This window comes from Leucobacter chromiireducens (genome assembly GCF_051993095.1).
Taxonomy (GTDB): Bacteria; Actinomycetota; Actinomycetes; order Actinomycetales; family Microbacteriaceae; genus Leucobacter; species Leucobacter chromiireducens.
Map to the genome: position 1 here is coordinate 351,920 of NZ_CP197024.1, position 22,171 is coordinate 374,090.

The 22,171-nt window shown below is 60.6% G+C and carries 13 protein-coding genes and 1 tRNA gene; 12 read left to right on the forward strand and 2 right to left on the reverse strand.

The window, feature by feature from the left end; all coding sequences use genetic code 11:
- Window positions 1-72: 72 nt before the first annotated feature.
- Window positions 73-1,335, reverse strand: a complete 1,263-nt coding sequence (locus ACR81A_RS01635; protein ID WP_440312368.1) for a helix-turn-helix domain-containing protein — start codon at window positions 1,333-1,335, stop codon at window positions 73-75.
- An 840-nt stretch (window positions 1,336-2,175) separates the two neighbouring features.
- Between ACR81A_RS01635 and ACR81A_RS01640 the strand changes: the two genes are divergently transcribed.
- From ACR81A_RS01640 to ACR81A_RS01665, 6 genes are all read left to right on the forward strand, one after another.
- On the forward strand, window positions 2,176-6,069 hold the full coding sequence (locus tag ACR81A_RS01640; RefSeq protein ID WP_440312369.1) for a DUF7507 domain-containing protein: 3,894 nt from the start codon (window positions 2,176-2,178) through the stop codon (window positions 6,067-6,069).
- A gap of 616 nt (window positions 6,070-6,685) precedes the next feature.
- Window positions 6,686-7,297 carry a recombinase family protein gene (locus tag ACR81A_RS01645; protein WP_440312370.1) on the forward strand — a complete coding sequence of 204 codons (612 nt, stop codon included), beginning with the start codon at window positions 6,686-6,688 and terminating at the stop codon, window positions 7,295-7,297.
- A gap of 373 nt (window positions 7,298-7,670) precedes the next feature.
- Window positions 7,671-7,901 carry a hypothetical protein gene (locus ACR81A_RS01650; RefSeq protein WP_440312371.1) on the forward strand — a complete coding sequence of 77 codons (231 nt, stop codon included), beginning with the start codon at window positions 7,671-7,673 and terminating at the stop codon, window positions 7,899-7,901.
- On the forward strand, window positions 7,898-8,959 hold the full coding sequence (locus tag ACR81A_RS01655) for a tyrosine-type recombinase/integrase (protein ID WP_440312372.1): 1,062 nt from the start codon (window positions 7,898-7,900) through the stop codon (window positions 8,957-8,959). Before ACR81A_RS01650 ends, ACR81A_RS01655 begins: the two co-directional genes overlap by 4 nt.
- A gap of 165 nt (window positions 8,960-9,124) precedes the next feature.
- Entirely contained in the window at window positions 9,125-10,009 is an 885-nt protein-coding gene (locus ACR81A_RS01660; RefSeq protein ID WP_440312373.1) for a hypothetical protein, read from the forward strand.
- 47 nt (window positions 10,010-10,056) lie between these two features.
- On the forward strand, window positions 10,057-10,548 hold the full coding sequence (locus tag ACR81A_RS01665) for a Panacea domain-containing protein (RefSeq protein ID WP_440312374.1): 492 nt from the start codon (window positions 10,057-10,059) through the stop codon (window positions 10,546-10,548).
- Window positions 10,549-10,896: 348 nt separating this feature from the next.
- On the opposite strand, the gene ACR81A_RS01670 is transcribed toward ACR81A_RS01665, so the two are convergent.
- Entirely contained in the window at window positions 10,897-11,835 is a 939-nt protein-coding gene (locus tag ACR81A_RS01670) for a 5'-nucleotidase (protein WP_440312375.1), read from the reverse strand.
- A 441-nt stretch (window positions 11,836-12,276) separates the two neighbouring features.
- On the opposite strand from ACR81A_RS01670, the gene ACR81A_RS01675 reads away from it, so the two are divergent.
- From ACR81A_RS01675 to ACR81A_RS01700, 6 genes are all read left to right on the forward strand, one after another.
- Window positions 12,277-12,350: transfer RNA gene (locus ACR81A_RS01675), tRNA-Met, on the forward strand.
- 125 nt (window positions 12,351-12,475) lie between these two features.
- On the forward strand, window positions 12,476-14,239 hold the full coding sequence (locus ACR81A_RS01680; protein ID WP_440312376.1) for a sigma factor-like helix-turn-helix DNA-binding protein: 1,764 nt from the start codon (window positions 12,476-12,478) through the stop codon (window positions 14,237-14,239).
- A gap of 87 nt (window positions 14,240-14,326) precedes the next feature.
- Window positions 14,327-18,181, forward strand: a complete 3,855-nt coding sequence (locus ACR81A_RS01685) for an MSCRAMM family protein (RefSeq protein WP_440312377.1) — start codon at window positions 14,327-14,329, stop codon at window positions 18,179-18,181.
- Window positions 18,182-18,272: 91 nt separating this feature from the next.
- Window positions 18,273-19,820 (forward strand): SpaH/EbpB family LPXTG-anchored major pilin, encoded by a 1,548-nt coding sequence (locus ACR81A_RS01690; RefSeq protein WP_440312378.1) that lies wholly within the window; start codon window positions 18,273-18,275, stop codon window positions 19,818-19,820.
- 99 nt (window positions 19,821-19,919) lie between these two features.
- The gene (locus ACR81A_RS01695; protein WP_440312379.1) at window positions 19,920-20,879 is read left to right on the forward strand and encodes a class C sortase; all 960 of its coding nucleotides are present in this window, start codon (window positions 19,920-19,922) and stop codon (window positions 20,877-20,879) included.
- Window positions 20,880-20,886: 7 nt separating this feature from the next.
- The gene (locus tag ACR81A_RS01700; RefSeq protein WP_440312380.1) at window positions 20,887-21,411 is read left to right on the forward strand and encodes a hypothetical protein; all 525 of its coding nucleotides are present in this window, start codon (window positions 20,887-20,889) and stop codon (window positions 21,409-21,411) included.
- The last annotated feature ends 760 nt before the right edge of the window (window positions 21,412-22,171 follow it).

Sequence of the window (22,171 nt, forward strand, 5' to 3'; positions counted from 1 at the left end):
ATTAGACTTCACCACCCCGCCAGGGTCTATTGCTATAAGGTGCTCCACGCGTGTCTCTGCATGCGGTCGGGGTTAGATAATTCCCAGTGCAATACTCTTAGTACGTGCCTCTTGGATGCTTGAAACGCTGAGCTTCCGGAACGCCGAACGGCTCTGGGACTTTACCGTATTTAGAGATACTGATTCACGAGCAGCGACTTCCTTCCTCGAAGAACCTCTCAGTAGCTGCTTGAGGATTACGAGTTCGCGAGACGTGAGGCCAACTAATGGTGCCCTGTCAGCTCCCTGCGGAAAGTTAAATTGGGGGCCGACGCCACTGGACCGCCATTTCTCGTAGATAGCGTCAGAACAGGGAGATTTTGGAACGAGGTCAAATAGAGCCCGAGCGGCGTCCGATGGGGCTGAGGCGAACACCGAGATGCAGCCGTTAAAGCGCTTTAACAGTTCCTCAAATGTTTCCTTGGCTTCGATTCTCTTGCCTAACACCAGTTGACAACTTGCTTCGAGGGTCAGATAGTCCAGCTTCGCGCGGTCTTCAGCATTGATTGCACCTGCGGCTAGCTCATCAAGTGCGTGTTGATAATCGCCGCTCAATGACGCGATCCGCGCCCGAAATAGCTGCACAAATGCAGTGTCATGGATTGAGTCCAGCTGCGCTGAAGCTTCTTCGATGTCTCCAAGACTGATGAGAGCTTCGACGTTCAACCGTTTCGAGACGTCCTGTGGCAGCCAGCTAGACGCTTCGGCAATTTGCTGTTGAGCCTGTAGCGGTTGTCCCGACAGGAGCAAGAACTTCACTCGTGCTTCAACAATCAGATGATAGAACTCGAATCCGTGTGTCGGTTGCGCCAGATCCTGAAGCAAGGTTCTAGCCCTCAAGAGATCCAGCTCCTCGGTGGCAATGATGAATTCAGCAAGCGGAGCGGCAAACTGCACCACTGGAGAGTAGTCCGGGCTAATCGATGAGGGCCAGGCGCGCGACCGGGCAAGCCATTCTTTTCCTTGTTCGAGTCGGCCCATGAGAGCATGGATCAGCCCAATGTTCCCGGCTGCCTCGTGCGCTATGAACCCTAATTCATCTTGATGTCTCCAGCGCCATGCCTGCAGATACGCTTCGAGCGCTTTCGCAAGGTTTCCTGCCAGCAGATGTGTCTTGGCCGCTTGGGCAAAATATGCGGACGCGGCCTTCTCTGCAGCGGAGCCGATCCTGCTGGCCTCAGCAAGAACCCAGGCTTCTGAATCGCCAACAACCTCGAGTGCTTCACCTACGAGTCCATCCAACCTGCGCGCAATTACAGCAAGAGTTACGCTACGCACGAGCGCAGCGCGTGACATAGGAGTCCTTGCCGCAGAGTACTTAGCGGCCTCGAACTGAAAGTCCGATATTGGTGCTAGGCCAGTGAGCTCCAAATGAAATCGCAGGTCTGGTCGAGCATCGCGAAAGTCTCTTGGCATTTGTTCCAAGGTGCGTTGCATCAGGGACAAGCCCCCAGAGTCGTGTACGAGCGACAAGGGGGCATCCACCAGCAGCTCCGCTACCTTGTCCCAATCACAAGAATGCAAGGCTGGCTCTAGTGCCCAGGCAAGGCCATGACCGTTAGCCAGGGAAGCCGGCCCACTGCCTTCGACAGACATTTCTCACGTACCTCTCTGCATGCTGAACCTGAAGTTCATGCTCACACGACCCAAGGGTGGGGGCGAGAAACGCCCGGGGTGAAGTAAGGGTGAAGTTCTCGCAGAATGGGTGAAATCCCTGCTCAGCAACGAAAAAACTAAGAATACTGGGGAGCTGGAGGCTCTATCTCTAGACCCAGTTCCCTCGCATGCGCGTAGGCGCGCCTTGCGTGCGTTCCCACTGGTCAGGACCGAGATTCAAAGAGGGTTCGTCGTTTCTGGATTCCGAATCATACGAATCGAGGACCATCGACGAAACCAGAACCAAGGCCTCCACTGAAAGTGGAAAGGAATAACGTGCAACGGAAAACTTTGCGGGGCCAAGAAGTGCCCTTTACGGCAGAGGAGGTGACTATGGGGTCCGACCATTCCTACAGCGGGTTTGGGCGTGGAATCAAGAAAGTGCTCGCAACTGCGCTTGCAGCTTCCCTTCTGACTTTCGGTGGCGCAGGAGCTGCGCAGGCAGTTCAAGCACAGGTACCGCCCGCTGACAACCCACCCATGCCAGCCCAGTGCGAACTCGACCTCGTCATGAGCCTCGACCTTTCGAACAGCGTCGATGATGCGCAGTTGCAGCAGATGCGCGACGGCGTGGCAGAACTCGCTGAGTCACTGAGCGAATATCCCGTGCGGTTGTCGCTGCACAACTTCGCCTCGAATGCACCGGCAACAAGCGCCGGCAGCAACGCTCCGTTGCCGATCACAGCGCTCGACAACGCAGGCGTGCAAGCGGTGACAAGTTGGGTCAACGGGATCCAGCGCCCCTCCAGCCAGCAGGGTGGAACGAACTGGGACCGAGCCTTCGCTGCAGTGGGTAGCAGCAGTGACACCTACGACGCGCTTCTGTTCGTCACTGATGGAAACCCGACTCAGTACGGCAACCCCGCACAGGGGCCCGGCAACTCCACGAACACTGCCACGATTAACGCCGCAGTGACGAGCGCGAACGCCGTTAAGGCTCAGGGCGCCCGTGTTGTCGGTGTTGGCCTGACGGACAACATCACTGACATGGACGAGTTCCGCGAGCACATGTCACAGATCTCGGGTCCCGTTGAAGGCAGCGACTACCTGTCAACGAACTTCGAGGGGCTCTCGGACATTCTCCTCGCCCTCATTTCAGACAACTGCGCTGCAGCATCGAATCCAGCGATCGAGCTCGTAAAGACCGCAGCACTCGCTGACGGTTCTGTCGGGCTTGCCGGAGACACGGTTGAGTACTCGTTCGCTGCGACGAACACTGGCAACGTCACGCTGACTGGCGTTGAGATCTCAGATCCAAAGCCAGGGCTTTCGGACTTGGTGTACAGCTGGCCCGGTGAGCCAGGAGTGCTTGAGCCTGGTCAGCAAGTCACAGCGACAGCAACGTACACGATCATTGAGTCGGATCGGGACAACAAGGTTGTCCAGAACTCCGCAAGCGTCACCGGTAACCCGCCGACAGGCCCTCCGGTGACCGATGAAGACGACGCGGAGGTACTCCTTCCGAACGATCCGGCTATCGAGCTTGTGAAGATTGGTGGCCTCTCTGACGGCGCGACTGGCGTCGCCGGAGATATCGTTGAGTACTCGTTCACTGCAACGAACACCGGAGGAGTGACCCTCACCGGTGTTGAAATCACTGATCCGCTCCCTGGGCTCTCGGACCTCACCTATGTTGAATGGCCAGGTGCGCCTGGCGTTCTCGAGCCCGGCCAGAGCATTACCGCGAACGCCACGTACACGGTGAAGCAGTCGGACGTGAACGCTGGCAACATCCACAACGTCGCAACCGCTACCGGCACCCCGCCGACCGGCGACAGTGTGACTGACACTGATGACAACAATGTGCCGCTGGCGTCCAACCCGGCAATCACCCTTGTGAAGACCGGTGCTATCGCTGAGGGGCAGACCGGCAAGCCCGGTGACACCGTCGAGTACAAGTTCACGGCAACCAACACCGGGAACGTGACCCTGACCGATGTGTCGATCGCCGATCAAATGCCCGGCCTCTCCGACATTGTGTACGGCGAATGGCCCAGCGAAACAGGTGTCCTTGCGCCCGGTCAGAACATCACTGCCACCGCAAACTACACGGTGAAGCAGTCGGACGTGAACGCAGGAGTAGTCGATAACACCGCTACGACCGTTGGCACCCCGCCCGCTGGGGACGATGTCACCGACACCGACGATGCCACCGTCCCGCTGCCACAGGATGCGCGCATCGCTGTTGAGAAGACGGGTGCGCTTGCACAGGATGCGACTGGTCAGGCGGGTGACACTGTGGAGTTTGGCTTCACTGTCACCAACACAGGCTCAGTCACCCTCACTAATGTCGAGCTCGACGATCCGCTTCTCGGCCTGTCTGACATCACGTACGGTGCATGGCCCGCTGCTGCTGGCGTCCTCGAACCCGGGGAGAGCGTCACGGCTACGGCTACCTACGTTCTTACTCAGAACGATGTGAATGCAGGCGGCGTGGACAACTCTGTCACCGCCACCGGCAACCCGCCAACTGGTGAACCTGTCGAAGACCAGGACGACGTGACTGTTCCTGTAGATTCAAACCCGGCGATCGACCTTGTGAAGACAGGCGGTCTCGAAGACGGCGCAACCGGTGAGGCTGGCGACACCGTCCAGTACTCGTTCACCGCAACGAATACCGGCAATGTGACACTTACGGGTGTCACGATCTCGGACGAGCTCGACGGGCTGTCAGAGATCGCGTACGGCGCGTGGCCTGGTGACGCTGGTGTGCTTGCACCCGGAGAGAGTGTGACTGCGACCGCATCGTATGTCCTCACGCAAAGCGATGTAGATAGCGGGCGTGTGGAGAACACCGCAACCGCTACTGGCAACCCGCCAACGGGTGATCCGGTGGAGGATGACGACATCGTGATTGTTCCCGTTGAGCCCTCACCTGCGATCACTCTCGTGAAAGCCGGCGGCTTGGAAGACGGTGCAACCGTCGTCCCGGGCGATCTCATCGAGTACTCGTTCACCGCGCAGAACACGGGCAATGTAACGCTCACTGACGTGACAATCGCTGACGAGCTGGAAGGCCTGTCGGAGCTGACCTACACGTGGCCCGGTGAAGCAGGCGTCCTTGCTCCCGGTGAGCAGGTGACTGCAACCGCGACATACGCCATCACCCAGGCCGATATCGACGCGGGTATTGTCCACAACTCCGCTATCTCGACCGGCAACCCGCCCACTGGTGAGCCAGTCGAGGACGAAGACGAGCATGACGTGCCGCTCACGCAGCTGCCCGTAATTGATCTGGTGAAGACCGGTCAGCTCGACGGTGAAGGATTCGCAGGCGATACGGTCAACTACGGTTTCACTGTCACCAACACGGGCAACGTAACACTTGCTGATGTCACGGTTGTCGACGAGCTGGAGGGCCTGTCAGACATCGTGTTCGGCACGTGGCCCGGAACGGCTGGGGTTCTTGCCCCGGGTGAGAGCGTCACAGCCAGTGCCGCCTACACGCTTACCCAGGCTGACGTGGATGCAGGCAGCGTAGACAACACTGCAACTGCGACTGGTACCCCGCCGAAGGGTGAGGACGTGACGGACACGGACGACGTGACCGTACCTGTCGCCCCTGGCCCCGGGATCGATCTGCGGAAGTCGAGCAGCCTCGAACAGGGAGCCGGCTCAGTTGCGGGCGATACTGTCAACTACCGTTTCACCGCCACCAACACCGGCAACGTGACACTTACAGGCGTGACGATCGTCGATGAGATGGAAGGTCTGTCTGAGCTGAGCTACACCTGGCCCGGCGAAGCAGGGGTACTCGCTCCAGGTGAGCAGGTGACCGCGACGGCGACCTACACGCTCACCCAAGCTGATGTAGACGCTGGAAACGTGGACAACCACGCGATCACGACCGGCACCCCGCCGACCGGTGATCCAGTGGATGATGACGACGACGAGAAGACGCCGTTGCCGCAGTCCCCCTCCATCGAGCTGGTGAAGGCCGGGAAGCTGAACGGTGACAAGATCGCTTACAGCTTCACCGTGACCAATACCGGCAACGTCACGCTCACGGGCGTAGAGATCACTGACAAGCTCGCGGGCTTGTCGGAGATCACCTACGGCGGATGGCCGACCGAAGCGGGTGTACTCGCTCCGGGTGAGCAGGTCACCGCTTCCGCAGAGTACAAGGTCACCGATGCCGATCGAGACCGTGGACGAGTGGATAACCATGCCTCAGTCACCGGAAACCCGCCCTCGGGACAGTCGGTGACCGACGAAGACGACGTGAAGGTCGTCGTTGGGACGCTCGCGATCACCGGTTCCGACTACCTCGGTGCGGGGATCCTCGCCGCAGGTCTGCTGCTCGGCGGCGGAGCGCTCCTGCTACTGATGGTGCGCAAGCGCCGTGCAGCTGGCGAGCTCACTCAGCTGAGCTAGCAACGAGTTCATTGGGGCACTGTCTCAAGCCCTCGGGTTCCCCCGTAAGGGCTTGAGACGGTGCTCCGTGACTTGCAGCAGCGCTAAGACCCGCCACGCAAGCCGAAGGGCACCGCCGTTCAGCGGAGCTTCTTAAGTGCTGGTTGTGGCGTCCAACGCCGCCTGACTCATCCCCCCCTGCGAGCCTAGGCGGCGTTTGTGTGCCCCGTATCGGACTAAAGGTCCGATACGGGGCACACACCTTTTGGGAGCAGTTGATGTCCTGTTAAAGCCTGAGCTGGGAGCCGGACCAGCCGAAGCACGGCTGGTCGGATTTTGGCCTGCCGCAATCGCCTCGACGACAGGTTAGCCAAGTGCATGCGAGTTGCCCCGCAAACGAGCGCCGACGCGAGCACATAGACGTGCAGAAGCGAGCGCCGAGCGGCCAGGAGTGGGAAATGCTCATGGGTGATGAAACTCTTGCAATTTCAGATGGATGAAAGTCGTTCTGCAGATCGGTCGCGGGCACGTAGCTACGAGGGCATGATCGAGACCCCTTGGGAAGCAGCCAACCCATGGCTGCCAAGGGCAAACGATCAAGGAACCACAACCAATGGCGCTTAAAGCCTCAAAACTCATGCCCCGCACCTACGCGCCGGAGCGTGAGACCCGCGTGATCGGATACCTCCGTATCCACGACACCGACACCGAACCAGAAGCACAGGAAGCGCTCCTCGGCACCGTCGAGGCCCTATTCATCGACGCCACCTCAGGAATCAACGGCTCGCAACCACAGCTCAACGCAATGCTGACTGTCGCAAGGCGGGGCGACGTGATCAGAGTCGCCACTATCGACCGCCTCGGCACCACCCTCGCTGACGCAATCGACATGCTGACGCTCCTCACTGGGATGGGACTGGAAGTGCAGTTCGGTGATCAGAAGCTGATCTGCCAGCCCGTGACGCTCGAACGCTCAACGGCAGAGGAACGCGACTGGCTCGTGCTCAGCCACATCCGCGACGCAGACCAAGCACTCCGCACCGCCGGAACTATCTGGCACAACCACATGTTCGGGAATAGCGGCGGCGAAGCTGCGAAGCCTGCGCTCTCTATCGAAGACGTTGAGGTTGCCGAGCGGCAGATCGAGGCGCATATCCCACGCAAGAAGGTAGCGGAGGGCCTCGGGGTATCGCCCGCGACGCTCTTCCTCGCACTCCACCGCCATGGAGAGTATTCCAACTACCCCTAATCGGTGGGAACACCACGGGCATAGTACGGCCTGAGGCCATCAAGGCGGACGGGGTTGTGCGCCTACGTGATCACTTTCAGGTAGGCGCACAAACGTCATCCAAAGACAGCGATACCTCGCCCAACGTCGGAAACGAGCAAACCAGATCAGTTACAGAAGGACACCAAGAAGAAGGTCCGAGCTGGAAGAAGGCTTTGGTGTATCCCACTTTGCTCGACATCCCGAGCGCAGTCATTGTGCTCAGCGTGTGAACCAGTGCTCGTTGTGACGCATGTGCCTGAGCCGCTTCTCGTAGGTGGCCGCCCGCACCACCCCACGCCGGGGCAGGTGCCAGCAGCCGCACCTATTCGAGATTCCAGAAAGACAATCACCAATGATTAACGAGATTCCAGATCAGACATCCCCAGAAGTCACGGTCGGCACGTACACGGAGACCGAGACCGCAACGCGCATCGGTGTTGACCGCACTTCGGTGCGACGAGTCGCGCTCACGAAGCCCGACCATCCCATCGCAAAGGCGTGTCTCACGATCACCGAGAACAAGCGGGTGTACTCGCGCGAACTCATTGACGCATATGTAAGTGGGCAGGGGGCAGCCAAATGACCGTCAAGAAGCACGGCAACCGTTGGCGGGCGATGGTACGCAAAAACGGCGAGTACCTCGGATCGAGGGTGTTTGATCTGAAGCGTGACGCGGAGGCATACGAGCGGAAGCTCTTGGAGGAATGTGCTGGCGGTATAGATGTGCGTCAGGGCAGCCGTCAGGTTTCTGAGTATGTAGCTGATTTCCATGAGTATCGGGAACTCATGAACCGAGTTTCTGAGGCAACACGGGAAACCGATAAGCATATGTTCAAACGAGTTCCGACATGGTTTCTGAGCCTCCGGGTGAAGGACGTGAAGACTCACCACGTCGAGAAAGTGTTAGCCGAGGACGCGCGAGAGCATGCGCGGAAAGAAGGAAGCATCATCCGGTATCGGACGACTCTATCTGCGTTCTTTACTTACTTGATGAACACGCGGCAGATCATCACACGGAACCCTGCGCGAGCTGCGGCGATCCCTGGCACGCAATTGTCACCGGAGAAGATCCCGTGGCTGAGCACTGAGATCCATGAGCGCTTCTTGGTTTGGAAGAAGAAGGATATGGGGATGGCGGAGGTCGCGTTGGTGATCTACTTCCTCGCCCTTCGCTGGGGGGAAGCTCGTGCGCTGGAAGTCGGTGATGTGGTGCTTGATGGTCAGCCGCGCGTGCTCGTTCAGCGGTCGCTGTCAGAAGGGAAAACTGTTCCGAAGAGCACGAAGACGAACAAGGTTCGTTGGGTTCCGATCGCTAACGTGATTCTGCCGATCCTTCAACGGATGGTGGAAGGCCGAGGAAAACGAGAACGACTCTTTCCTGAATTAACCCGCACACGTTTCAAGTGGCGACTGTGTTGGGACGAGACCGGGCAGGGAAAGAATCTGCACTCGCTAAGGCATGGAGGTATCACGGCGTGGGCAGAAGCCGGGGTGCCTGTGCCGCTAATGCAGCGCTGGGCTGGACATGCTCGGGTTGAGACCACGATGAAGTATGTGCACCTGGTGGGAGACAAAGCAAGCGCTGCGGGTATCGCAATGCTTAACGCGCAGAACCAGCGTCTCGGAATCACTCACAAATAGGCAGAGAGGTCTGATGCACGTTCAGATAGCAGATCAGCCACCTAAACGTGCATCAGACCCGCCGCCCACCTTTCGGTCTGGCAAGATATTCCAAGAAACGGCGTGGTACATTCATTGGAAAGCAGTGGCCTCGGCCAAAACTGGAATTGAGCAGACTGGGCCCGAGTGAGCAGGAAGAATACAGTGCCGTGGTGGAAGCGCCGTGGAACACGGGTGTTCCTAGGTATTTCTTCTGCGGTGGGAACCGCGGCCACTGGATTAGGTGCTGCCATCCTCTCTGGGTTGAGTTTTCCAGGCGAGGCGTTTTTTAAGACCTACGGCACCTTTGGCGGATTGGTCCTGGCGCTCGTGTCTTCCATATGGTTGGCAATTGCTGCGCACAAGGATAAAGGTCTCGAAGAGCGTGTAGCAGAGCTTGAGGGGGAGGTTCAGGGAGCAGCCCGCTTGTTAAAAGAAGAGAAATCCCAGGCTAAGTCTGATGGTTACCAAGCTGCGGCTTCTCGCATGAAATCTCAACTTGAGAAGCACCACAAGCATCTGCCTAATTGGAACCCAGAGGTTGGTGAGCTCTTGCGGGCAGAGGCCGTCGAACTGGCAAGGGAGTTTTTGGAAGCGATTGGCGTGAAGAACGTCCGTGTTTCTTTCTACACACCAAGCGCAAGCGAAGAAGACCCAGAGTCTGACCAAAACCCAGAGAATGGATACACTGCGCTTTCCTTAGGCCATGCCTCATGTTCACCAGGGCGGCATAAGCCCAAAGAGGTTCACCTATATGAGGAACGAACGAAGCACATGTTTGAAGCGATGTCTTCGGCTGCGCCCTCATCGCCTCCCATGCGTGAGAACGTGGCGGGCTGGAAGGCGGCAAGACAGCTTGGGGTCAAGAGCAATGGTTTTGAGCCGCAAGGGCTGTTGACGGCCGACTCTACTGAGAGCTCTCCATTCCCTGCTCAAGCCGATGACATTCTGATTCTTGCGGTGGAACTCATTCTCTTGATAAACCGAACCACCAAGCAAAAGCTCAGCGGGGCGTATTCCAGTGGTGGATAAGAGTGAGAATTGCAGTTATTCTAGGAAAAGTAGGAAGGTGAGTGAAGATGTCATACAGTGACGGAACGCAAGCCGTTCGAGATGTAGCCGACTTGATTTTTAACCGACTGGAGAATCTCGGCCATTCGGTGGAGTCCTTAAAGCTGCAGAAGCTTCTTTACTACAGCAAGGCTTGGAGTCTTGCGTTGCGTGGAAGCGAACTGTTTCCTGACGACATACAGGCGTGGAAGCATGGCCCAGTCGTGGCTTCGCTGTACGCGTATCATCGAGGTGCGATCGTGATGGAGAACTCGATTCCTGGTGGAAACGAGAAACGGCTTAGTCACCGTGATCGTGATTTCGTGAATCATGTGATTGACGCATACGGAGACATGTCCGGATGGGCTTTGCGAAACAGGACCCATCAGGAAGACCCTTGGATTTCTGCTTGGAGGGACTCCAAACAGGGGTCTATTAAGGGCGTCATAATTGATGTTGATTCCATGCGCAGCTTCTACTCTGATGCATCTGTGCCTGCTTCGCTAGAGGTTTATAAGTAATGGTGTTACCTATGCGGAGTTAGACCTGGAGGCCTAGCGTTTGAGTCAAATCATCGAACGGTTTCCGGGTCACTCATGTAATGCGAGCCGTTCACTTCGAGAGTGTCCGAGAGGTTAGCATTAGATGTGTGGGGGCAACGCTTTCTGTGGGAGCGCTGCTCGCTAGAGAGGTAACAACTATTTAGCGGCTTTCCTGAAGCATGCACGCAAAGTTTGACCCAACCGGCGTTGGGGCCCGGTGCGCGTTTAGGGGGAAGTGCGAGCAGGGTGGCGAACCCTGCTTACTCGTTGAACTCTTTGCAGCACACATTTTGACTTTACAGAGTCGAGTTCTTTCGTACTCCGAGACTATTTTGGTGCCCCATTGTTTACGACGCCGAACGGAACGTGGACGCTGGGTACCTCGTCCGCAGAGATTTCAAGATGCTTCCTTTGGTCGTCAAAGAATATGTGAGGCCGAAGGACTCGGAGTACTCGAGCTTTTTCGATTCCGCCCAAGAAGAAGGCGTCGTTAACCCGAACTCCCCAAGATTGGAGAGTTCTGACCACTCTCTCGTGGGAGGGAGCATTGCGTGCAGTCACAATGGAGACGTGTACGCGGCGGTTGTATGTTTTGTCATGTTCCACAAGTGCTTCTTCGAGGTCCTGAATCCGGTTAATACCTCGGAGAAATTCTGAGAGTTTACCTTCGGGCAGCGGCTCATTAATCCGGGTGGACTCGTTGTCGTGAAAAGCTGCGAGTCCTTTAGCTTGCATGACCATTTCGGAAGAATCATCCGCGAGCACTCCATCGAAGTCGAATGCGATCCTTAGGTCAGTGCCGGATTGATCTGCCGCGGGTGATCCCAGAACCTGACCTGCCGCAAATCCTCTCTCAATGGCAACGCGTACATCTTTCTCGTTCTGCGAAAGGAAGAGTGACATGTTCAGCGCGTCCATGTACTGGTAGGGGGAGCGGCCTTGCATGAAGATTGCGCGGGTAATTGGGAGATTGTGATGAGAAATAGAGCGCATGACCCTTAGGCCTGTCTCTGGGTCGTTCTTGGAGAGCACTATCACCTCTACCAACGGGCTATCTGCCTCGGCGGAAAGGCCGTTGAGCGATAGAAGCCTCTTGATAAAAGGGAAGGCTACACCAGGGTCGAGTGGTGTAGCAGTGTGCTCTTCTTGGTACTCTCTGTATTTGCTCTCCCCGGATTCTTGAAACACTTTGTCTGCTTCGGCCAGATCAAAGAGCGCGCTCGACGCAACGCCGACTACAAGCATTTGTTCCAGATCGTACGCCATTGTCTCGCTCGCCCTAACGCTAGGTTTTGAAATTCAACTCTTAGACAGACCCTAGTCTTTGGCATGAGTATTCGATGTTGGAGTCGACGTGTGTCCAGGAGGCGGTCTGACCAGAGAACCACGGAGACGCGCATCAAGCTCTATAGCCGTGCCGACGCTGTGGGGTTTGTTCCTAGTGCGCAGGGTGTGCATTCAGGAACGTATTTTGCGGTGGATGGACACGACGTGGACACGTTGCGCCGGTGTTGGCCGGTTGAATTGCCTTCGAGTCGATCTAGAGCACCTGAAAGGAGCCGAGAACGATGTGCAAAATGTGCAAACCACAATTAAGCAAAACGCCTGATGAGAGATAAGACAACTTCCATGGTAAGGAAGGGGTCCCCAGTTCAATCCTGGGTCGGGGCTCTGACTCTCTGGCTCGCACCTTGTGCGGGCCAGTTTGGCTGAGTAGCTCAGCTGGTTAGAGCGCACGACTCATAATCGTGAGGTCGCGGGATCGAGCCCCGCCTCAGCTACAGAGAGTCACAGTAAAACCCCCGGTTCGCCCGGGGGTTTTGTTGTTTCGGGACGGTGCCCCGCGTGCGGCGGAGTCGGCGTCTCTCTGCTCACATGGGGCCGTCAAATGCTAAGCTCCGCAGCTGTGAACAGCACTCGCGATGACGAGGGCGAGGGGACGATCTCCGACGCCGTGCTCTGTGATGCGATTCGCGAGGGTGAGGCTTGGCCTCTTGCCGTGTTGTGGGAGAGGCATCACAGCGTCGCTCTGGCCTGGGCTCGAGGGAAAGACCCAGACCAGGCAGAAGACGCGGTCTCAGAGGCGTTTGACGCTGTGTACCGTCAGCTGCTCTCCGGGGGCGGGCCAACTGATGCATTTCGCGCGTACCTCTTCCGAACTGTTTCCCGGCAACTTTCCCGGGGCTGGACTGATTCCAGCAGAACGCTCGGCGTCGATGATTTCGATGAAGTGGTTGACGGGGCGATTCCCGCGGTTGGGCAATTGATCGCCGAACGTGAGGAGCAGGCCGCCGCCGCGGCCGCACTCGAAGACTTACCGTTGCGTTGGAAGCAGGTGATTCTCGAGGTCGACGTGGGAGGACGCTCGGTGCAGGAGGTTGCTGCGGAGCTCGACCTCTCTCCAAACTCGACCTCGGTGCTTCTGAAACGTGCGCGTGAGGGGCTGAAGAAATCGTGGCTCAAGCGCATGCACCCCACCCGCGATCTCTCGGGAGAGTGCGCAGCGTGCGTCGCCCAGTTCAGCGAGATCCGGTGGGGGAAGCGCAATGGCCGCAGCCGAGGCCAAGCCGAGAAACACCTTGAAGGTTGCCAGGCTTGTCGGTCCCGATGGAAGCGCTTTACTGAGCAGGCCGCTGTGATCGGCATGGTCAGTGCGGGGGTGATAGCGAGCAGTCCGAGCTGGCGGCGGCACGCGACGGCCACCACGGCGGTCGCGGCCGCGTCAATCGGCCTCGTTGCGGTGACTGCTGGGGTCGCGGCGCCCATGTTGTTGGCAGCGCCGGCGCATGCGCCCGCACCGCTGCCGGTCACAGCCGAGGCCGCACCAACTGAGCCGTACAGCACTGGTTCCGAGCGGGGAGAGAGTGCCGGAGCGGCGGCGGGGAAAGGCGCACCGGAGCTGCCGGGTGCCCCCGGATCTGGCGTGATCAGGCCCGGCGGGGAGACCGCCGACTCCGGGGCACACGCGGAAGCTTCGCGGGTCACCGGGCTGGTACCCCAGGGGGCGGAGTTCGCGAACCAGGCTCACGTGAACGTCAACGATCTCGATCTCGATGGCGACGGGACCCCGGGTGCGCTCACTCAGGAGGTGTGGTCGCGTTGGGGTGAACTCCTCGCGGTGAAGACCGACGCAGCGGCCCCTGAGCTTGGGCTCGCCGGTGCGCGCTTCCGTTTGTGGGTGAGTGAGCTGCCGAGCAACTGCGTTGACGCGCCCGACCTCATCGAGGTCACGGCACCCGACGGGGGACCGTACGAGGTTGAGTCGGGGTCCGGAGGGCTCATCCGGGTGCCCGGTGTGTGGGTCGGAGACGACGAAAACGGTGGCGGCACGATGTCCAATGGACTGAGCCAGCGCTGTTACGTGCTTGAGGAAATCGAGGCGCCCGCGGGCTATGCGCTCCCAGATTCCGCCTCGGCGCGCACCGAGGTGATCGCCAGGTCCGTTCCAGATCCCGAGGAGTCAGGCCCCGTGATGGTGCCGAACACGAAACTCGCAGGGGGCTGGCTTGCTCAGACCGGTGGAAGCTGGGCCGTCCTCGTAGGCGGGGGACTAGCTCTCGCGGGCGCCGGGGCAGGATCCATCGTGATGATGCGTCAACGGCGTCGGAATCGTGTGTCAAACGCTGCTTTCACAACCGAAAAAGAATTTTTCACGAACCGCGTCACATAAGTTTCTCTTTCTGCTCTCTTCCCGTGAGAGGCAATCACCGAAATGATTGCACTGGGGTTTTTCATCAGTTTTCTTGGGGGAATGAACATGGCCGCAAAGCGGCGCGCCACAGGGCGCAAGAGTGTGCTGACGGGCATCGTTGCCGCGGTCATGTGCGCGTTGGTGCTGATCACCGGGGTGGGGACTCCAGCGATGGCGGCGGCCGACGATATCTCGGTGTCTATTCGGCCGGATCGCACGACGATCCTGTCGGGTGAGACCGTCTCGTTTGAGGTCTCCTTCCAGTGCGGCAGTACGAACAACGCGAGCTGTGACAACGGGCGCGTGGAGATGTCGATCCCGCTGGGTCAGCCGGATCAGCTGGAGTTCGAGGTCTCGAGCTACACAGCGGCAAAGATCGACGGTGTGGACTCGCCCGCGCGCATCGAGGGTACCGGTGCAGACCGGAAGATCGTCTGGGACCTTCCCGCGACGATGACCAGCGGGCAGTCGGGTACAGCGTCAGTTGTCTTGAAGACCCAGAACTACATCACGCCGAACGGCACAACGGTCACCCCGGTTGCGACATTCTTCGCGGGTCAGCGAAACGCTACTGCGACCTCAGTGCCGGTGACGATCACGTCTCAGCAGGACCTGAAACTCGTCAAGACAAAGTACGCCCCGTCGGATGTGCGCCCGTATGTTGGCAGCGACATTACCTATCTCATTCGCACGGGCTACGCCTCGCAGTGGAACGCAGCGGGCGGCTATGACTACTACGGCAACGTGTGCAACGTCAATGGACTCTGGGCGTTCCAGGGCCAGACTGTGGTTGATACCCTCCCGCCGGGCACTGTGTTCCGCAGCGCGAACGCTGGCGGCGTGTACGACCCAGCGAACCACACTGTGACCTGGCAACTTGGCGACTCCGTCAAGATGGACAATGGCCAGCCGAAGTGCGACGCTTCAACGTTCGCGAAGGAGCTGCTGGTCACCGTCAACTACCCTGAGGACACCTTTACCGACGGTGCGAACCGGGACGAGTGGTTTACGAACGACGCCACGACGACAACGAAGCCCTGGTTGCGCGACACGCTGCTGCGGGCGAGCGATGACGTTGCAGTCCAGCTCCGGGTCGGTGCCGACGGCGAGTTCACGGTGCAGAAGGGCATCTCCTACACCGCGTCGAACGGCAACAGTCGCCAGTTCTGGCGCGGCGCTCAGTCAGCGTGGGGCGATTGGGTACGCGGATACCTTCACACGTTCAGTATTGAAGGCACGGGCAATGCGACGGGCACGTGGTCACTCGCGGATACGCTGCCTTGCGGATGGACTTCGCCGAGCGATCCGAACCGCACTGACTGCGCGACCCCGGCGTACACGGACATCGCGTTCGGCGCGAACGGCAGTATGTCAGAGCTGAAAGTTCACTGGACTACCAATAAGGGACGCACCGGCGTCTGCACGATCCCCGAGGGGTTCACCGCGGGCGACACCACCGTGCGCACTTGCGAGGGCCTTGAAAACTACGAAGCGATCCCGATGGGTTCGGGCGAGTGGATCACGAAGTTCACGCTCGACGAGAACCCGATGAAGGCGGGCACCAAGGGCAAGCTCTTCCTGTTCGGCACGGTGAGCACGGATATTCCGCTCGACAACTCGCAGGCGGTCGCCAACGGCGAGTACCAGCCTCACTTCTTTACGAACACGAGCACGGGCGCGACGACCCCCATGGTCGGCGTGACCCCGGCGTCGGAGCATCCCCTCTGGGTGACTATTGAGAACTGCACGAGCAACAACACGGTGCGTTGGAATGGTGGTCAGATGACCACGAACGGTGCGCTTGTCGATAGCGACCGCGAAGGCCGATGCGGCTACACCCGCATCGCCCGCGACATCGTCAACGTTTACGCGGAGAAGCGCGTCTACAACCCCGAAGTCGCCCTTACGGAGGGCCAGAAGAGCGCTCAGGCTGCGCTGCGCCCCGGCGATCCTGCCCGGGTGGAGGTTCTCACGGAGCGCGACGACTGGGACGGCCAGCGGTGGAGCGGGAAGCGGTACACCTTCACCCCAACCGTGACTGAGGTCTTGCCTGCCAACCTCGAGCTCGATACGAAGGATCCCGCACACCCCGTATACCTGAGCTTCACCGGGCAACCGGGGTCAGAAGCGCAGGTCATCGCGAAGCTCGGCCAGCCGCGATTCACCGTGAGCGATGTCGTTGTTGACGGCGTCACCCGTACGAAGGTCGTCATCGACTTCCCGAATGTCCCTGAAGGTGGCGCTCTCGCAATTGGTGAGCAGATCACCGTGGGCTTCGACGCTCGGGTGCGGGACAGCAGCCCCATGGCCACGACGAAGAACAACATCCTCGTGCAGGCAGCCGAGTCGGCTGATGGTTTCCTCGTCTGCGCGTCGCCCAGCCGTTACGCGGACTCCACGAACCTCGGTGGCGCAAACACCTGGGGCGATGTGAACTTCACCACCGGAGTGCAAGGCCCCGATGCGACGAGCGGGTGTCGTGCGGAGAAAATGTACTCCGTGCTCGAGGGCCCGAGTATGTCAGCGCTGAAGAGCGTTCAGGGCGCGAACGACACGGACTTCGTGCCCGCGCCAGGCATCGGCTCAACTGACCTCGGCGGTGCAGCGGACTACCGGATTGCAATTCGGAACAGCGGCAACGTTGACATGCGGAACTTCGTTGCCTACGATCTCCTGCCCCGCGTGGGCGATCACGGAGTGCGTCCCGGGGCGGACGCCCGTGGCTCGGAGTTCAACGTGTATGCGACCGGTCCTGTGACGGGGCTCCCCGCTGACGCGGTGGTGCAGTACTCGACCTCGGACAACCCGTGCCGGGGTGAGCTGGCTGGCAACGGCGGCGGCGCGCTCTCGAGCGCTCCCGCGGGGTGCACGAACGACTGGAACGCGGCTCTGCCGAGCGACTGGTCGAAGGTCACCGGGATCCGGATCGACTTCGGCGACCGCGTCTGGAAGCCGGGGGACGCCTTCACCGGAGTGTTCCCCGCGCAGGCAGACGGCGGAGACCTCACTGGGATCGCTTGGAACAACGTCGCGATCGCAGCGAACCGCAACTCCGATGGTTCGCCGGTTCTCCCGACTGAGGCTGCGAAGGTTGGGCTGCAGCTCGCCCCGGACCTCAGCTGGCGCAAGGTCGATGGCGCCAACACGCAGCACCTGCTCGCGGGCTCCGAGTGGACCCTTACCCCCGTGGTTCCCGCGGGTGGCACGATGCCCGCGGGCGTCTGGCCCCGCACGATCGCCGACTGCACCTCCGGCACGTGTTCTGGCGAAGACCGCGACGCCGCGCCCGGGCGCTTCACCCTGGCTGGCATCCCGTGGGGGAGCTACGACCTCGCGGAGACGAAGGCGCCGAACGGCTACGTCATCGCGAAGGATCCGATCCGCGTCGTGATCGGCCCGGGCAAGCTTGACCCCGCCACCTGGACCTACGAGCTCGGCGACGTGGTGAACTTCCTCCCCGGCGTCGACGTGAGCTGGGAGAAGGTCGACCCCGAGGGCGATCGGCTCGCGGGCTCCGCGTGGGAGCTCATCCCTGTCGACGAGGCCGGCGTCGCGATCCCGGGCGGCACGACGATCCCCGTGACGGACTGCGTCGCGGAGATCGCGGAAGACTGCGCGGGGCACGACACGGACCCGGTCGCGGGAAAGTTCCGGCTAACGAACATCCCGCCGGGGACTTATCACCTTGTCGAGACTCAAGCGCCAGCGGGCTTCGTGAAGCTCACCGATCCGGTCGCCGTGACTGTCGGCAGCGACGGCCCGGTCTCCGTCGGGCCGATCACCAACCACCAGGTCGCGGTTCCCGCGCTTCCGCTCACCGGCGGTCTCGGGTCATTCCTCTTCCTCCTCGGCGGCGGCGCCTTCCTCGCGCTCACCGCAGTTCTGGTCGCGCGATCCGTGCGCACCCGGAACGCGCACTGACTCAGCCAGACTCATACACTTTCGCGCCCCGCACTTCCGTGGCAGCGCGATCCCAACCTGCCGAACATCGGTAGCTCAGAAAGGAATACCCATGTCTCAGAACACTGCTCCCCGGGCCCTGCGCCGCGGGCTCGCAGCCACAGCGGCACTCGCCGTGGGTGCGCTGGGGTTGTTCGCCGGTGGTTCGGCCGCGTACGCGGAGAACATCGACACCACCGCCGACGGCTCGCTCACCGTGCATAAGTTCGAGAATCCAGGCGGCGGCACGATGAATCCGGACGGCACGGGCACCGCCCCCTCGTCCGCCCCCATCGATGGCGTCGTCTTCGAGTACTGCACGATCACAGGCATCGACCTCTTCGACGGCACCAATGTGGGCTGGGACACCGTCCGCGCGGTTACCGAGGCGCAGCTGGTTGGGGCCCGCACGGGAACCTCGCTCGGCTCGCACACGCTCTCGGGGTGCACCGAACTGCCCGCAACCGTCGGCGGTATTGCGCAGAGTGGGCGCATGCCTCTCGGTGCATATGTCGTGCGTGAGAAGTCTGCTCCCGCGAGCGTGACGAAGAAGTCCGAGCCGTTCATCGTGACCATCCCGACCCCTGGTATTAATCAGGGCGAGGGCGACGGCACCTGGGTGTACGACGTCAATCTGTACCCGAAGAACGATGTGGGCGACAAGCCGCACAAGACGATCCAGGACCAGCCGGTCAACGGCTACGTGCTCGGCTCGGAGGTCAGCTACTCGATTTCGCAGCAGGCTCCTGCGGTGACGGGTGACACGTACACGAAATTCACCATCACGGATACGCTCGACGCACGTCTGACCGGTTCGAAGGCGCCTATTGTTTCCGTGAACGGCACCCCGCTCGCGGCGGGCGACTACACCACTGAGTGGACCACCTCAGGTTCGCCCGTTCAGTCGACGCTGACCGTTCAGCTGACTGGCGCCCTGGCGACGCTTGTCGCGGGAGACATTGTGCAGGTCGATTTCAACGCCACCGTGACGGCACTGGGAAACGGTGAGATCGCCAACCAGGGGCTCGTCAACGTGAACGACCTGGACCTGGATGGCGACGGCAACCCCGGTACCCCCACCGAGCAGGTTTGGACCCGCTGGGGTCAGGTAAAGATGAAGAAGGTCGACGCCGACGCCACCGGTACCGGCCTCGCCGGCGCGAAATTCCGTGTGTGGATGAGCCAGAAAGCCTCGGACTGCCGCCTCGATACTGATCTTGTCGCTGTCAACGGCACCGATGGCAGCGAACTGGTTGCAACTTCGGGCGCTGACGGTTCGATTGTGATCCCTGGCCTCTGGATTGGTGATGACGAGCTGAAGGGTGGCACGATGAACAACGGTCTCACTGAGCGCTGCTATGTGCTCGAGGAGATCGCTGCGCCCAATGGGTTCGTCCTTCCGAAGGGAGACGACGCCAAGACCCAGGTCATTGTTGCCCCGGGTGAGGTCACCACCGTTCCCGTCAGCAATGAGATCCCCAACCGCCAGCAGGGCGTGCCCGAGCTGCCCCTGACGGGCGCGGCCGGCCAGACCCTGATGATCGCGGGCGGGCTGGCGCTCGCCGGCGTCGCGGTGGGCTCCGTGCTGATCGCACGCCGCCGCCAGCGCAGCGAGGCGTAACACAAAGCGGCGCGTTCGCGCCTTCCCTGGTTGAAGCGCGAGGCAAGCGTCCCCCACGCCCCTCGCGCTTCGACCTCACCTCTTCTCGAAGGAGTGCACATGAGTCGACACGCCGCACCGAGTCCGGATTCCCCTGCTGGGTTCGACGGCGCGCGCAGCGCTCCGCGAAAAGAGGACCGCCGCCCGGCCGACACCGCATTGCGGCGGCGCCGGCCGGGCGCGATGACCTGGGTCACCGTAGCATGTTGGCTGCTTGGCGTCAGCGTCATGCTGTACCCGAGCACAGCGGCCTGGTTCTCGCAGAAGAATCAGTCGTCGCTGATTGGCGTGTACGACCGAGAAGTCGCAGACGCCAACCCCGATGCGGCAACACAGGTGCGAGATGCTCAGCGATACAACGAGGCACTTTCTTCCGGCGCCCTCGTCGCGGCGGGAGCAAATGTAGCCGTTGGTGCGGGTGAGACAACAGGCGAAGGTGGCGCCTACCGGCAACAGCTCGTCACCCCGAGCGGGGTGATGGCGCGCCTGCGCATCCCAACAATCGACCTCGACCTTCCGATCTTCCATGGCACTGATGAAGAGACGCTGCTTCGCGGACTCGGGCACCTTGAGGGCACCTCGTTGCCCGTTGGCGGCGAGAGCACTCGGTCGGTCATCACAGGCCACCGGGGGTTGGCGAGCTCGCGGATGTTTACCGATCTCGACCGTGTGAAGGCTGGGGATACGTTCACGCTGGAGACCTTCGGCGAGGTTGCCACCTACCGCGTGCGTGATGTGCTCGTCGTCGAGCCCGACCAGACTGAGACGTTGCATCAGGAAGCGGGGGAGGACCTGGTGACGCTCATCACTTGCACACCGCTCGGTGTGAATACTCATCGGATCCTGGTGACAGGAGAACGCGTACTGCCCACTCCGGATCCGGATCGAATTGCAGCGGGATCGGCTTCTGATGTGCCTGGGTTCCCGTGGTGGAGCCTCGCGCTTGGTGGGGCTGTTGTTCTTGCAGGCGGATACATTGGATGGACGACGCGTGGGGGTCGACGGCCAGCGGCAGCTTAGGGGACAAATGGACACAACGACACAGTCTTCGCACCAACGCATCTCGCGGATGGCGTTTGTGCTTGTGCCCCGAGTCTTGGCGTTGCTCTGTGTGCTCGGCGCAGGCACGGCGATGATCAGTGGGTTCGCGCGTGGTGCCATCACCGGTCTTGCCTCAGGCCCGGTCCTCCTCGCGCTCATTTGCCTCGTCGCCGCTTTCGGGATTGGGATCCAGCCGCTCGGCTACACCCCGGTGGTGCGTGACGACGGTGATGCGTTGCTCGTCGGCTGGCGCCAGAGGCGGATTCCGATCTCTGAGATCTCCGAGGTGCGTTTTGCTGCGCCGAAGGGTGGCACGGGCGGCACAGCGCACGCCACGGTTCGCTGGGGCGGGCGTGGCGGCGGTGAGTTCAGTTACGTCCCGCGTGACCTGCGTTCAGGGGTGCTGCGACCCACCGAGGAACCTCGATCTCTCGCCGATCTTCGGGAGCGTGCGGTGAGTGCAAAGTCAGTTTCCGGCCGCGTGACCGAGCCCAGGGGTGGGGAAGACTGAATCTGCCATCCAATGATTTTCATACGTGACGTGTCATGCTGCTCGTTCTGCGCACTTGACCGACTGCCGAAAGCACTCACCTCTGGGCCGCAACCACTCCACTCTGGTCGGAGCAGCACCTAGTCGCTAGAAAGGCCCGTGCGGGCGTCTTACTGTTGATGCTGAGAGCTACACGTCGTGCCAAGGAGACCCGTCCTCGGACTCAGTGGCTGATGAAAGGGAGAGACAAGACGGCAGTCCTGTCTTTTGTGGCTTCTCACTGCTGGTGGAGTCTTCGAATCGACGGAGTAGGCAAAACTGGCACGCTGTTGTGGTCAACCGAACCCCCATCCCCCATCCCCGGTTGGCCACAGCGGTGTGCCTTGTGAGTGCATCTCAGGGCTCGCCGCCTGTGGGTTGACTTTGAGTCCTGCCGGAGTTAGTTTGCCAGTGCAAGGCCTGACACCGAAGCCGCGCCGTGATCCCCAATTTCCCCCCCGGCGTGATCTGCATATATGTAGGTGCCGGGCTGGGTCTCCACGGATTCCGTCGCGAAGCCGGGAGGCCCTGCACGTCCAAAACCGCTATGCGGCGGTGCGGGGTGGGTACGCGTTCCGGAGCTCGATGAGCTCTCGTTCGAAGTGTGCGCAGAGCGCCGTAGACTCGTACACGGAAGACGCGAAGACGCGGACCATGTCGCGCACTTCCGCGATGGCGCTGCACGCGGGGCATCCTCCGAGAGATTGCTCTTCTGAGCCGCATCCCTGTGGATGACGGCAGA

What these genes read in the sequence shown, in the direction of transcription:
- ACR81A_RS01635 (WP_440312368.1), bottom strand. Translation starts at nt 1,335, where the DNA reads ATGTCACGCGCTGCGCTCGTGCGTAGCGTAACTCTTGCTGTAATTGCG.
- ACR81A_RS01640 (WP_440312369.1), top strand. Translation starts at nt 2,176, where the DNA reads ATGCCAGCCCAGTGCGAACTCGACCTCGTCATGAGCCTCGACCTTTCG.
- ACR81A_RS01645 (WP_440312370.1), top strand. Translation starts at nt 6,686, where the DNA reads ATGCCCCGCACCTACGCGCCGGAGCGTGAGACCCGCGTGATCGGATAC.
- ACR81A_RS01650 (WP_440312371.1), top strand. Translation starts at nt 7,671, where the DNA reads ATGATTAACGAGATTCCAGATCAGACATCCCCAGAAGTCACGGTCGGC.
- ACR81A_RS01655 (WP_440312372.1), top strand. Translation starts at nt 7,898, where the DNA reads ATGACCGTCAAGAAGCACGGCAACCGTTGGCGGGCGATGGTACGCAAA.
- ACR81A_RS01665 (WP_440312374.1), top strand. Translation starts at nt 10,057, where the DNA reads ATGTCATACAGTGACGGAACGCAAGCCGTTCGAGATGTAGCCGACTTG.
- ACR81A_RS01670 (WP_440312375.1), bottom strand. Translation starts at nt 11,835, where the DNA reads ATGGCGTACGATCTGGAACAAATGCTTGTAGTCGGCGTTGCGTCGAGC.
- ACR81A_RS01685 (WP_440312377.1), top strand. Translation starts at nt 14,327, where the DNA reads ATGGCCGCAAAGCGGCGCGCCACAGGGCGCAAGAGTGTGCTGACGGGC.
- ACR81A_RS01690 (WP_440312378.1), top strand. Translation starts at nt 18,273, where the DNA reads ATGTCTCAGAACACTGCTCCCCGGGCCCTGCGCCGCGGGCTCGCAGCC.
- ACR81A_RS01695 (WP_440312379.1), top strand. Translation starts at nt 19,920, where the DNA reads ATGAGTCGACACGCCGCACCGAGTCCGGATTCCCCTGCTGGGTTCGAC.
- ACR81A_RS01700 (WP_440312380.1), top strand. Translation starts at nt 20,887, where the DNA reads ATGGACACAACGACACAGTCTTCGCACCAACGCATCTCGCGGATGGCG.